Here is a 13,193-nt window from a genome sequence, read left to right as displayed (position 1 = left end):
CTCAATCGAAAGGTCACCCCATGAAGACCACATTGCTCGACCCCGAGCGTCAGTTCCTGGGCTGCGTGATGCAGGTCCGGCTGACCGGAGCCCGTCGACTGCTCGCCGGCATGCGCGCCGACGACTTCGGCTCGCCGATCGCCGCTCGCGTTCTCCAGTTGGTCATTGAGCTGACCGGCGCGGGCCACGCACCGACACCGATGGCCGTGATGGACCACGCCCGCGAGAGGACTGCGACCAAACCGCGGTCCGGCGGTGCGCACCGCCTGCACAGCCTCGGCCTCTGGATCGTCGAGACCTACACCGACGGCCCGATCCTGCCGCCGCCGTACTACGGCGCCTGGCTGAAAGCCGTCGTGCTGAAGAACGCCTACCGCCGCGCCGTCGGGGAGCACGCGGCCCGCCTGGTGCAGGCCGTCGAAGACGAGTCGCCGACGGACATCCTCCGCGACCAGCTCGACGACACCGGGCGGCTGGACGACCTGTGGCGGCGCTACCGCGAGGCCGGCGGCGACGACGAACCGACTGCACGCCTGGAGGTGGCTGCCTGATGTCCGGATTGGATGACACCTTGTCCGTGATCGACTTCGTGATCTCCGACGAGCCTTCGCCTTCCTGTCAGCAGTGCGGCCGGCCGCGTGGTGACTCGCCGTCCGGCGACTTCTGCTCGGAGAACTGCCAGCGCGTCTGGCGCGGCCGCCACACCGCGGCCAAGCCGGCCGAGGACGGCGGCGCCCAGCCGAGCGAGTCGCTCCCGGAGGCCGCGCCGGTCAACCCCCTCACGTGGCTCGGGCCGGCACCGGTCGGTGCCTTCGCGAAGCCGGGTCACGAGGTCTTGGACGCGGTCGTGACGTTCGTGTCGCGTTTCTCCGCCTTCGCGAACGAGCACGCCGCGCCGACGCTGGCGCTCTGGTACGCCCACACCCACGTGGCCGAACGGCTCTACGTCACGCCGAGGCTGATCCTCGACTCGGCGGAGCCGGGGAGCGGCAAGACGCGCGTGCTGGAGGTCGCGCAGTATCTCGTGGCCAAGCCGGAGATGACGATCAGCATCACGCCGGCCGCGATCTTCCGGATGCTCGCCGACGGGCCGATGACGCTGCTGTTCGACGAGATCGACGCGGTCTTCAACCCGAAGACGGGAGGGAACAACGAGGACCTCCGCGCGCTGCTGAACGCCGGCTACAAGCGGTCGGCGACGGTGACGCGGTGCGTCGGGGACGCCAAGAGCATGAACGTGACGCGGTTCCCGGTCTACGCGCCGGTCGCGCTCGCCGGGATCGCCGGCGGCATGCCGGACACGATCACCACGCGGGCGATCACCGTGCACATGCGCAAGCGCCGGTTTGACGAGGTGGTCGAGGAGTTCATCGAAGAGGACGTCGAGCGCGAGTCGGCGCCGGTGCGCGCCGAGCTCGCGGAGTGGGTCAGTCGAGTCGGTGACGAGGTCGGCGGCGCACGGCCGGAACGACCGGACGGCGTCCGCGACCGGGCGGCCGAGATCTGGCGGCCGCTGCTGGCGATCGCGGACGCGGCCGGCGGGCACTGGCCGGAGACCGCCCGGAAGGCGTGCCGTCACTTCGTACTCGAAGCGACCGCTCAACCGGCCTCGATCGGCGTGCGGCTGCTGGCGGATATCCGGCAGATCTTCGCCGCGCAGAACACCGACCGCATGGTCACCGCCGAGCTGATCCGCGAACTGCACGCCATCGAAGACGGCCCGTGGACCGACGTCCAGGGCAAGCACCTCGACAGCCGCCGGCTCGCGAAGGAACTCGACCGGTATTTGGTCCGGCCGAAGGACCTCAAGATCAGCGGCAAGACGCTCAAGGGCTACCGCATCGACGGCGACGGCGGCCTGGCCGACGCCTGGAGCCGCTACCTCCCACCACCCGAATCCGGCGCGACCTCCGCGACCAGCGCAACCCCGCAGGTCAAGAACACATCAGGGGTCGCGGGGCCGCCGGGCTCGGCCGCAACCTCCGCAACCCGAGTCGCGGACGGTCGCGGCACCCAACAGCCGCTCGCACCCACGTTGACCAGGCCGGTCGCGGAGGTCGCGGACGTCGCGCCTACCAAGCCGGACTACGACCACGAGGGGGACCGATGAACGCCGTACCCATGCCGGTCGCCGTGCCCGAACGGCACCTCTACCGGATCACCGAAGCCATGCGCCTGCTCTCGATGAGCCGCTCAGTCATCTACGAACAGCTCCGCTCCGGGCGGCTGCGCTCGGTCAAGCAGGGCCGCGCCCGGCTCGTGCCGGCCGTCGCCATCCAGGAATACGTCGAGCTGTTGATGAGGGAAGCGGAGGTCAGCTATGACGAAACGGCGTAGCCGCGGAGACGGCGGCCTCCGCTGGTCGGAGAGCCGTCAGCGCTGGATCGCAGAGATCACGGTCGGCTACACGCCGGCCGGGAAGCGGAAGGTCCGCTCCGCGTACGGCAAGACGAAGACCGAGGCGAAGGACAAGCTCAAGGAGATGCTCCGCGAGCACGACGACGGGCTTCCGCCGGAAGACCGCTCGTTCACGGTGGCTCAGGCGGTGCGTGACTTCCTCGCGCACGGCCTGCCCCGGCGGTCCGCCTCGACCGTGGAAAAGCTGACGATCCTTGCCGACAAGCACATCGTGCCGCTGATCGGGCGACGCAACGCGCGGGAGCTGACCGCGGACGAGGTCGACACGTGGCTCGCCGGCCGGGCGAAGGTGGTGTCAACGCGGACGCTGCAAGAGATACTGTCGCTGCTCCGGCGGTCGCTGGCCAGGGCGCAGAAGCGGGAGAAGATCAAGCGCAACGTCGCGCTCCTGTGCGAGGTCCCCGAGGGGCGGGCCGGCAGGCCGTCGAAGTCGCTGACGTTCGAGCAGGCCGAGGCCGTTCTTGCTGCCGCTGAGTTCACCTCGATGCGCGCTTACATCGTGGTGTCGCTGCTGACCGGGGCTCGGACCGAGGAGATGCGGGCTCTCACCTGGTCCCACACCGATCTGGCGGGAAGGCCGGACCTGGCCCAGCCGGTCCCGCCGCACGTCATGGTCTGGCGGTCAGTGCGGGAAGGCGGAGACACGAAAACGGCGAAGTCGCGGCGTTCGCTGGCGCTGCCTCAGCGGTGTGTGGATGCTCTGCGAGCACATCGGGGCAAGCAGGCGTTCGCGCGCAAGCTGGCTGAGGAGAACTGGGAGGAGAACGACTTGGTATTCGCATCGGCGGTCGGTCGCGAGTTGGACGCGGCCAACGTCCGCCGTGCGTTCCGCCGAGTGCTCAAGAAAGCCGGTATGAACCCAGCAGATTGGACCCCGCGGGAGCTACGCCACAGCTTCGTGTCGCTCCTCTCCGACAGCGGCATGGAGTTGGAGAAGATCTCTCGGCTGGTGGGCCACAACGGGACCACGGTGACGGAGAAGGTCTACCGCCATCAGATACGGCCGGTGATCCAGCACGGTGCTGAGGCGATGGATCGCATCTTCGCCGACAGGTGAGAAAGGCATCCGGGCCACGTGCCGCCAGCCAAGTAGTATGACGTACGTCACAGTGGATGGCGAGTCACTACGGCGTTTATTCGGAAGCCATCTGCGCATTGTCCTGCTACAGTGGGAACCGGAGCAGGAAGTCCTGGGTTCGAGCCCCAGCACGGCCACGCCGGAGTAGCTTAACTTGGTAAAGCCCCTCTTTTCCTGCTGAAAAGGGCCAGCCCAACGGGCTGGCCCTTTTTGCTACGTCATTGGGACGCCGCGAGCGGCCGCCGCCACTTCGAGCTCCGCATCGCTCACGCTGGTCACCGCGTATGAGAAGCGGCGGAGTCCCAGGATGGCCCGGCGTCGCTGGCGGGGGTCCAGCTTCTTCGTGGTCTGCTGCAGGTGATCATCGACGATTACCTCGGCCCAACTAGCCGACGGGATCGCCTTGATCAACATCCGGTTGGCCTCCCGAGCGAGGGCTTTCGTCGTTGCCAAGGTCAACACGAGTTCGCCGAGCATGAAGGTGACTCGGTCGCCGCCGCGAATGCCGACCGGCGATCTGCCGGCGTGCTTCTTCCACTCGCTGTCGCCTGCTGGAGTCAAGTCGCCGATCGCGGCGATAAGCCGGTGATCTGCCGTTCCGCTGCGGTGGATGATTGCGTTCCGCATCTCACGTAGAACGTGAAAACGGCTCAACAAGTCGGCGTCGAACGCGCTACTCGCGCGAGTCGCTAGCTCAGCGTGCATCTTGAACGCCTTAACAGCCTGCACGCCCAGAAGGTCAAGACAGTCCAGGATGAAGCCTTCGTGGATCGCAAGTGCTTGTGGCACCGCCATCGCACCCAGATGTTGTTCGGCCCCCCGCAGGATGGATTGCGCGGCTTCGGGCCTCAGGTCAAGCCTCTTGATGTGCGAGATACCCGGAAAGATCTCCGACAACAGCTTGGAAGAACCGCGGCTTAGTTCGAGGAACTGCGCGGAGACCTGCGCACCCACGAGGAGCGCCATCATGGCGTTGTTGGCTTCCTGTCGGGCTTCTTCGTGATGTCGGAAAGCCGGGAAGTGAACATGCGGATCGCGGGGCACCGATCGATCGTAGTGACATCCGCCTCAAGCTGAGTTGAGGTCGCCCGCATCGTGTCCACCCTGGTACGCCGAACCTCGCAGCGGCCGACGCAGGACGATGCCTCGGGGCCCGTCAGTCAGGCAGCTAGTCAGGCAGGCAGCAAAAAGCCCGGCCCACCAGAGTGGTGAACCGGGCTTTGACCTGCGTGGGCCTACCAGGACTTGAACCTGGGACCTCTTCGTTATCAGCGAAGCGCTCTAACCGCCTGAGCTATAGGCCCTTGAACGAGGAGAACTTTACAGGACCCCCGAGGGGGCCCTGCAACCGGGTTACTCCCGTTCCGACAGCGTGACTTCGAGGCCGCCGGCGAGGTCGGCTGACACGTTGTAGATGAACGCGCTGACCGTGGCCAGGGCCGACACCAGCACGATGTTGATCGCGCCGAGGATGGCGGCGATGCCGAATACGCGGCCTGCGCTGATCAGGGGTTCCGAGGACGCGTTCGCTCCCTCGCCGCCCACCAGGGACGAGTACGTTCCGTTCAGCTTGTCCCAGACGCCCATGCCGTCGAGGACCGTGTACAGGACGCCGACCGCCACCAGCCAGACGAAGAACATCGCGACGCCCAGGACCAGGGACAGCTTCAGCACCGACCACGGGTCGAACCGCTTCACCTGCAGCGACGCCCGGCGCGGGCCGCGGCCCGGGCGCCGGAGGGCGCTCGGGCGGGCTCGCTGGGACGACGCCGACGGGACGGCGGCCGCGGACGGCTCGCCGCTCGGCGGGGTGTCGCCGAACAGCCTGGGGGCCGCGCTCCCGGTCACCACCGAGGCCGGCTCCGGGGAGACGGGCTGCGTCTCCCCGGCCGGTGCCTCGGGCTTGTACAACGCTTCGTCGGTGGCCAGCTTGACCGTCGCCTCGGAGTCGCCGTCCTTGCCGACCCGCTGCCAGGGCGGGCTGGCCGGAGTCCCGTTCGAACCCGGTGCCTCGGGATTCTCGGATGGTGTCACGAAGAGTCAGTCCTTACCCGTGCCGTGGGGCCGCCGTCGGAGAGCACATTTCACTGCTCCGGCGTGGCCGTCGTCTCTTCACCCGCGTCAGGTGCTTCCGGAGCCGGCGCATCCTCGGGGGTGTCACCGTTGGCGACGTCCGAGGGCTCGTCCGCGTTGCGTGCGACCGCGAGAAGAGTGGTGCCTTCGCCGAGATTCATCAGCCGGACCCCCTTCGTCTGCCGCCCTGCCTTGCGCACGTCGCCCGCCGGCGTGCGGATCACGCCGCCGCTCGAGGTGATCGCGTACAGCTCGTCCTCGGCGTCGACGATGAGCGCACCCACCAGCCTGCCACGTTTGCTGTCGTGCTGGATGGTGAGCACACCCTTGCCGCCGCGGCCCTGCACCGGGTAGTCCTCGATCGGCGTCCGCTTGGAGTACCCGCCGTCCGTCGCGACCAGCAGGAACTTGTCCTCCTTGACCACGCTGATGCCGAGCAGCTCGTCACCGTCGTTGAACCGCATGCCTAGCACGCCGGACGTCGGGCGGCCCATCGGCCGCAGCGCCTCGTCGGTCGCGTGGAAGCGGATCGACTGGCCGGCGGCGGACACCAGCAGCAGGTCGTCCTCGGCCGACGCCAGCACCGCACCGACCAGCTCGTCGCCGTCGCGCAGGTTGATGGCGATGAGGCCGCCGGAGCGGTTCGAGTCGAAGTCGGTGAGCTTGGTCTTCTTCACCAGGCCGCGCTTGGTGGCGAGCACCAGGTACGGCGCGGCCTCGTAGTTCTTGATCTGGATGACCTGGGCGATCTGCTCGTCCGGCTGGAACGCCATGAGGTTCGCCACGTGCTGGCCGCGCGCGTTGCGGTTGGCCTCGGGCAGCTCGTACGCCTTGGTCCGGTAGACGCGGCCCTTGTTCGTGAAGAACAGCATCCAGTCGTGCGTCGAGCAGACGAAGAAGTGCTGGACGATGTCGTCCTGCTTCAGCGTCGCGCCCTGCACGCCCTTGCCGCCGCGCTTCTGCGAGCGGTACAGGTCGGTTTTCGTTCGCTTGGCGTACCCCGTGCGGGTGATCGTGACGACGACGTCCTCGACCGCGATGAGCTCTTCGTCGGTGACGTCGCCGCTGAAGCCGATGATCTTCGTGCGCCGGTCGTCGCCGTACTTCTCGACGATCGCCATCAGCTCGTCGCGGATGATCGCGCGCTGCCGCTCGGGCTTCTCGAGGATGTCCTTGAGGTCGGCGATCTCCAGCTCGATCTCGGCCAGCTGGTCGATGATCCGCTGGCGCTCCAGGGCGGCGAGGCGCCGCAGCTGCATGTCGAGGATCGCGGTGGCCTGGATCTCGTCGACGTCCAGCAGCTCCATCAGGGCCGGCCGGGCTTCGTCGGCGGACGGCGACCGCCGGATCAGCGCGATGACCTCGTCGAGCGCGTCGAGCGCCTTGACGTACCCACGCAGGATGTGGGCCCGCTCTTCGGCCTTCTTCAGGCGGAACTTCGTCCGCCGGACGATGACCTCGACCTGGTGCTTCACGTAGTGCCGGATGATCTGGTCGAGCCGCAGCGTGCGCGGCACGCCGTCGACCAGGGCCAGCATGTTGACGCCGAAGTTCTGCTGCAGCTGGGTGTGCTTGTAGAGGTTGTTCAGCACGACCTTCGCGACGGCGTCGCGCTTGATCGTGACGACGATCCGCATGCCCGAACGGCTGTTGGACTCGTCGGCGATGTCGGCGATGCCGGTGAGCTTGCCGTCGCGGACCAGGTTCGCGATGTTCTCGACCAGGTTGTCCGGGTTGACCTGGTACGGCAGCTCGGACACGACCAGGATCGTGCGGCCCTTCGCGTCCTCTTCGACCTCGACGACCGCGCGCATCCGGATCGAGCCGCGGCCGGTGCGGTAGGCGTCCTCGATGCCGGACGTGCCGAGGATCATCGCCCTGGTCGGGAAGTCCGGGCCCTTGACCCGCACCAGCAGCGCGGCCAGCAGCTCGTCGTCGGTCGCCTCCGGGTTCTCCAGCGCCCAGACGACGCCTTCGGAAACCTCGCGCAGGTTGTGCGGCGGGATGTTGGTCGCCATCCCGACCGCGATCCCGGAACCACCGTTGACCAGCAGGTTCGGGAACCGCGACGGCAGGACGTCGGGCTCCTGCGTGCGGCCGTCGTAGTTGTCGGAGAAGTCGACGGTGTCTTCTTCGATGTCGGCCAGCATCTGCATGGCCAGCGGCGCGAGCCGGGACTCCGTGTACCGCATGGCGGCCGCGGGGTCGTTGCCCGACGAGCCGAAGTTGCCCTGGCCGTCGATCAGCGGGTACCGCAGCGACCACGGCTGGGCGAGCCGGACGAGCGCGTCGTAGATCGCCGAGTCGCCGTGCGGGTGGTAGTTGCCCATGACGTCGCCGACGACGCGGGAGCACTTGTTGTACCCGCGGTCCGGCCGGAACCCGGAGTCGAACATCGAGTACAGGATCCGGCGGGCGACCGGCTTGAGGCCGTCCCGCACGTCCGGCAGTGCCCGCGACACGATGACGCTCATCGCGTAGTCGATGTAGGAGCGCTGCATCTCCTGCTGGATGTCGACCGGCTCGATCCGGTCGTGTTCCGGAGCCGGCGGCAGAGTTTCCGTCATGGGGTCCTTCTCGAGTGGAGAGTCCTAGCGGGACAAAGAGCGGGGGAACGCCTACACGTCCAGGAAGCGCACGTCCTTGGCGTTGCGCGTGATGAACGACCGGCGGGCCTCGACGTCCTCGCCCATCAGGACCGAGAACAGCTCGTCCGCCTGGGCGGCGTCGTCCATCGTGACCTGGCCCAGCAGCCGGTTCGCCGGGTCCATCGTGGTCTCCCACAGCTCTTCGGCGTTCATCTCGCCGAGACCCTTGTAGCGCTGGATCGCGTCATCCTTCGGGAGCCGCTTGCCGGCCTCGACGCCCGCCTGGATGACGGCGTCGCGCTCGCGGTCGGAGTACGCGTACTCCGGCTCCGCCCGCGGCCACTTGATCTTGTACAGCGGCGGCCGCGACAGGAAGACGTGGCCGTGCTCGATCAGCGGCGCCATGAAGCGGAACAGCAGGGTGAGCAGCAGCGTGGTGATGTGCTGGCCGTCGACGTCGGCGTCGGCCATCAGCACGATCTTGTGGTAGCGCAGCTTCGACAGGTCGAACTCGTCGTGGATGCCGGTGCCCAGCGCGGTGATCAGCGACTGGACCTCGGTGTTCTTGAGGACGCGGTCGATGCGGGCCTTCTCGACGTTGATGATCTTGCCGCGGATCGGCAGGATCGCCTGGTACATCGAGTCGCGGCCTTCCTTGGCCGAGCCGCCGGCCGAGTCACCCTCGACGATGTAGAGCTCGCATTCCGCCGGGTTGGTCGAGCGGCAGTCCTTGAGCTTGCCGGGCAGGCCGCCGATCTCCAGCGCGCCCTTGCGGCGGACCAGGTCACGCGCCTTGCGCGCGGCCATCCGCGCCTGGGCCGACGAGATCGACTTGTTGATGATCGTCTTGGCCTCGTTGGGGTTGCGCTCGAACCAGTCCGCCAGCCATTCGTTCGACTGCTGCTGCACGAACGTCTTGGCCTCGCTGTTGCCCAGCTTGGTCTTGGTCTGGCCCTCGAACTGCGGCTCGCCCAGCTTGATCGAGACGATGGCGGCGAGTCCCTCGCGCACGTCGTCACCGGTCAGGTTGGTGTCCTTCTCCTTGAGCAGCTTCTTGTCGCGCGCGTAGGTGTTGACGACGCGGGTCAGCGCGGCGCGGAAGCCCTCTTCGTGGGTGCCGCCCTCGTGGGTGTTGATCGTGTTGGCGAACGTGTAGACCGACGGCGTGAAGCCGTTGTTCCACTGCATCGCGACCTCGACCTCGAGGCCGGTGCCCTTGGCGTCGAAGGAGATCACGCTGGGGTGGATCGGGTCCTTGCTGCCGTTGATGTGCTTGACGAAGTCCTCGAGCCCGCCCGGGTAGCAGTAGACCTTCTCCTTGACGCGGGCGACCTTGCCTTCGGCGTCCGCTTCGGTCTCCTCGTCGGCGACGCGCTCGTCGCGCAGGGACAGCGTCAGCCCCTTGTTGAGGAACGCCATCTCCTGGAGGCGGCGCGAGATCGTCTCGAAGTTGTACGTCGTGGTCTCGAAGATGCTGCCGTCCGCCCAGAACGTCATCGTCGTCCCGGTCTCGGTCGCCGGGCCGAGGTCCTCGAGGGGCCCCGGGATCTGGTCGGTGTAGAGCTGGCGCCAGCTGCGGCCGCCGTACTTGACCTCGGCGAGCAGCTTCGTCGACAGCGCGTTCACCACGGAGATGCCGACGCCGTGCAGACCGCCGGACACCGCGTAGGAGTCGCTGTCGAACTTGCCGCCCGCGTGCAGCTGGGTGAGCACGACCTCGATGGTCGGCTTGTTCTCCTTGGGGTGCATGTCGACGGGGATGCCGCGGCCGTCGTCGACGACGCGCACCCCGCCGTCGGCGAGGAGGGTAACCTCGACCTTGGTGGCGTACCCGGCCATCGCCTCGTCGACGGAGTTGTCCACGACTTCCTGGACGAGGTGGTGCAGCCCGCGTTCACCGGTGGAACCGATGTACATGCCGGGGCGCTTGCGGACCGCTTCGAGGCCTTCGAGCACCGTGATCGACGACGCGTTGTACTCGCTCTTGTTCTCGGTCACCGGCGTTGTTTCTCCTCGTCTCGCCCGAGCGGACACTCGCTCCCTTCCAGTGTACTTGGCCGTGTCCGCTGGCATGCGGCAAGGACACCCCTGAGCGCGTCACAGACGGACGAAATCGGTTCGAGCCGAGTCTTGACGTATCTCGGGAGGTCTGGATGCGTTCTCGGGGCATTCAACCGAGCATCACGCAAGCCGGGTCAGCCGTACGTGTCACGCGGGCCGCGACCCGGCACGTGACGGGGCCCTTTCCGCCAGCTCGGAGCGGTCGGACCCTGGATCCGCATGCGCTTGACGACGCCGTTGCCGACCCCGGCCGCGATCTTGGCCAGCAGCTTTCCCTGCAGCAACCGGAGCTGGGTGGCCCACGCCGTGGAGCTGGCGCGGACGGTGAGCTCGCCGTCCTTGAGCGCGACCGGCTGCGCGTGTTCGGCGACGTCTTCGCCGACCAGGCGGCCCCACTGGGCGAAGACGCGGGCGGTCGTGACGCTCTCGTTCCAGCCGCGCTCGGCGACCATCCGCGAGACGAGCCGGCCGAGCGGCTGCGGGTCCCGCGGGTCCGCACCCGGCCCCGACCAGCGGCGACGCCGCGGGTTCTGGCCCCCGCCGCCGACGGCGCGACGCCGATAGCCCGGCGAGGTGCCTCGCTCCTTGGCCTTCGCCTTGGCCGCTTCGAGCGCGGCGTGGGCGAGGTCCCGGCCGGTGGTCCCGTTCGGAGCAGCGCTGTCTTCACTCTGCGTGCTCGAAGCAGGGTTCCCGCGTGGGTTACCCCCCGCGCGGGGGGTGTCAAGCGGCCGATCCGGCGTTTTGGTCACGCGCGGCGATAACCCGGGCACGGGTTTATCCACACTGTCCACAGGTTTGTCCCCAGATCGGTGGGTAACTGATGTGTCGGCAGTCACACGGGGTGCTCGATTCGATCTTGCCGACCCTGCTTTGCCCTGTTCAGCCACGCGAAATCTCACCATCCGCCACCACGAACCGGGATCCGGCCAGCTCGCCGGGCACGTCTTCGTCGACCGCGGCGGTCACCAGCACCTGTTCGGCGCTCGCGGCCACCTCGGCCAGCCGGGCCCGGCGCTTGCGGTCCAGCTCGGCGAACACGTCGTCGAGCAGCAGCACCGGCTCACCCGCCTCCGCGCGCAGCAGCTCGTAGCTGCCCAAGCGGAGGGCGAGCGCGAACGACCACGACTCGCCGTGGCTCGCGTAGCCCTTGGCCGGCGCCTGGCCCAGGATCAGGTCCAGCTCGTCCCGGTGCGGGCCGACCAGGCTGATCCCGCGCTCGAGCTCGGCCTTGCGAGCCTCGCCGAGCGCCTTGAGTAAGACGTCCTTCAGGACTTCGGGTTGCGCCCGCTCGCCATCCGGTGCGCCGTACGTCTCCGGCAGCGCCTCGCCCAGCGAAGACTTGTACGAGATCTTCGCCGGACGCGAGTCCGGAGCGACGCCCATGTACGCCGAGGCCGCGTACGGCCCGAGGTCCGCGACGAGGTTCAGGCGCGCGGCCAGCAGCTCCGCGCCGGCCACCGCGAGGTGGTCGTCCCAGACTTCCAGCGTCGACAGCGCGTACGGGTCTTCGCGACCCGTACGCCGCTTCCCGGCCGTCTTGAGCAGGGCGTTTCGCTGCTTCAGCACCTTCTCGTAGTCGGCCCGGACCCCCGCGTACCGCGGCGCGCGCAGCACCAGGAGCTCGTCGAGGAACCGGCGTCGCTCACCCGGGTCACCCCGGACGAGCGCCAGGTCCTCCGGCGAGAACAGCACCGTGCGCAGGATCCCGAGCACGTCACGCGGCCGCCCGACCGCACCGCGGTTGACCCGGGCGCGGTTCGCGCGGCCGGCGGTGATCTCGAGCTCGACCGTCAGCTCGCGGTCGTCGTTGACCACCGCGACCCGCACCAACGCGCGCTCACAGCCGTGCCGGATCAGCGGCGCGTCCGTCGCGACGCGGTGCGAGCCCAGCGTCGCGACGTACCCGATCGCTTCGAGCAGGTTGGTCTTGCCGCGACCGTTCTGGCCGACCAGCACGGTCGGCCCCGGTTCCAGCGCGAGATCGGCCTGGGGCCAGGAGCGGAAGTCGGTGACCTGCAGGTGACGCAGATACACTGTGTCTACTTTCGGGGGCCGCCCTTATCCGCCGACCTTCTTCACGGCGTGCCCGCCGAACTGGTTGCGCAGTGCGGCGACCGCGCGCATCGCGGCCGAGTGCTCCTGGCGCGAAGCGAAGCGCGCGAAGAGCGCGGCCGAGATGACCGGCGCCGGCACCGCGTTGTTGATCGCTTCTTCCAGCGTCCAGCGGCCTTCGCCGGAATCCTCGACGTAGCCCTCGAGGTCGTCCAGCTCCGGGTCTTCGTCGAGCGCGCGCACGAGCAGGTCGAGCAGCCAGGACCGGACGACCGTGCCGCGCTGCCAGCCCTTGATCACCGCGGGCACGTCCTTGACGACCTTCGCGGCCTCGAGCAGCTCGAAGCCTTCCGCGAAGGCCTGCATCATGCCGTACTCGATGCCGTTGTGGATCATCTTCGCGTAGTGACCCGCGCCGACGTCGCCCGCGTGCGAGAAGCCCTCTTCGCGCGGGCCTTCCGGACGCAGCGCGTCGAAGATCGGCATGGCCTTCTCGACGTCGGCCGCGGTACCACCGACCATCAGGCCGTAGCCGTTGTCCTTGCCCCACACGCCACCGGACACACCGCAGTCGGCGTAGCCGATGTTCTTCGCGGCCAGCAGGTCGGCGTTCAGCTTGTCGTCGGTGTACTTCGAGTTGCCGCCGTCGATCACCATGTCACCCGCGGAAAGCAGGTTGCTCAGCTCGGTGACGGTCTGGCGCGTCGGGTCGCCGGCCGGGACCATGATCCAGACGATCCGCGGAGCGTCCAGTTTGGACACCAGGTCCTCGAGCGACGTGGTGTCGCTGACGTCCGGGTTGCGGTCGTAGCCGACCACCTCGTGACCGGCCGCGCGCAGCCGTTCACGCATGTTGAAGCCCATCTTGCCCAGGCCGATCAGACCGAGCTGAACCATCGGATCCCCTTACGTGCTCAGGAAAG

11 protein-coding genes and 1 tRNA gene are annotated in these 13,193 nt (G+C 68.1%); 4 read left to right on the top strand and 8 right to left on the bottom strand.

What is annotated here, in order from left to right:
• Positions 1-20 precede the first annotated feature (20 nt).
• From ABZ342_RS09725 to ABZ342_RS09710, 4 genes are all read left to right on the top strand, one after another.
• Positions 21-551 (top strand): hypothetical protein, encoded by a 531-nt coding sequence (locus ABZ342_RS09725; protein WP_360470800.1) that lies wholly within the window; start codon positions 21-23, stop codon positions 549-551.
• Entirely contained in the window at positions 551-2,110 is a 1,560-nt protein-coding gene (locus ABZ342_RS09720; RefSeq protein WP_360470797.1) for a DUF3631 domain-containing protein, read from the top strand. Before ABZ342_RS09725 ends, ABZ342_RS09720 begins: the two co-directional genes overlap by 1 nt.
• On the top strand, positions 2,107-2,337 hold the full coding sequence (locus tag ABZ342_RS09715) for a helix-turn-helix domain-containing protein (RefSeq protein ID WP_360283349.1): 231 nt from the start codon (positions 2,107-2,109) through the stop codon (positions 2,335-2,337). Before ABZ342_RS09720 ends, ABZ342_RS09715 begins: the two co-directional genes overlap by 4 nt.
• Positions 2,338-2,482: 145 nt before the next feature.
• Complete coding sequence (locus ABZ342_RS09710) at positions 2,483-3,475, top strand: site-specific integrase (protein WP_360470794.1); 993 nt, start codon at positions 2,483-2,485, stop codon at positions 3,473-3,475.
• Between the two features lie 234 nt (positions 3,476-3,709).
• Here ABZ342_RS09710 and ABZ342_RS09705 read toward each other — a convergent pair whose 3' ends face one another.
• The 8 genes from ABZ342_RS09705 to gnd form a co-directional block, all read right to left on the bottom strand.
• On the bottom strand, positions 3,710-4,540 hold the full coding sequence (locus ABZ342_RS09705; protein ID WP_360470791.1) for a hypothetical protein: 831 nt from the start codon (positions 4,538-4,540) through the stop codon (positions 3,710-3,712).
• 186 nt (positions 4,541-4,726) lie between these two features.
• Positions 4,727-4,800 (bottom strand) — tRNA-Ile (locus ABZ342_RS09700).
• Between the two features lie 49 nt (positions 4,801-4,849).
• Positions 4,850-5,530, bottom strand: coding sequence for a DUF3566 domain-containing protein (locus tag ABZ342_RS09695; protein WP_155548309.1), 681 nt, complete (start codon positions 5,528-5,530; stop codon positions 4,850-4,852).
• Between the two features lie 50 nt (positions 5,531-5,580).
• The gene (gene gyrA, locus ABZ342_RS09690) at positions 5,581-8,136 is read right to left on the bottom strand and encodes a DNA gyrase subunit A (protein ID WP_155548308.1); all 2,556 of its coding nucleotides are present in this window, start codon (positions 8,134-8,136) and stop codon (positions 5,581-5,583) included.
• Positions 8,137-8,187: 51 nt separating this feature from the next.
• Positions 8,188-10,155: a DNA topoisomerase (ATP-hydrolyzing) subunit B gene (gyrB, locus tag ABZ342_RS09685; RefSeq protein WP_360470787.1), complete on the bottom strand. Its 1,968-nt coding sequence runs from the start codon at positions 10,153-10,155 to the stop codon at positions 8,188-8,190.
• Positions 10,156-10,352: 197 nt separating this feature from the next.
• On the bottom strand, positions 10,353-10,967 hold the full coding sequence (locus ABZ342_RS09680) for a DciA family protein (protein ID WP_360470784.1): 615 nt from the start codon (positions 10,965-10,967) through the stop codon (positions 10,353-10,355).
• A gap of 130 nt (positions 10,968-11,097) precedes the next feature.
• The gene (recF, locus tag ABZ342_RS09675) at positions 11,098-12,252 is read right to left on the bottom strand and encodes a DNA replication/repair protein RecF (RefSeq protein ID WP_360470781.1); all 1,155 of its coding nucleotides are present in this window, start codon (positions 12,250-12,252) and stop codon (positions 11,098-11,100) included.
• A gap of 24 nt (positions 12,253-12,276) precedes the next feature.
• Positions 12,277-13,167, bottom strand: coding sequence for a phosphogluconate dehydrogenase (NAD(+)-dependent, decarboxylating) (gene gnd, locus ABZ342_RS09670; protein WP_155548304.1), 891 nt, complete (start codon positions 13,165-13,167; stop codon positions 12,277-12,279).
• Positions 13,168-13,193 lie beyond the last annotated feature (26 nt).

It is taken from the genome of Amycolatopsis sp. NPDC005961 (assembly GCF_040629235.1).
In the GTDB taxonomy this organism is placed as follows: domain Bacteria; phylum Actinomycetota; class Actinomycetes; order Mycobacteriales; family Pseudonocardiaceae; genus Amycolatopsis; species Amycolatopsis camponoti.
This window is presented reverse-complemented; position numbering and strand designations above follow the sequence as displayed.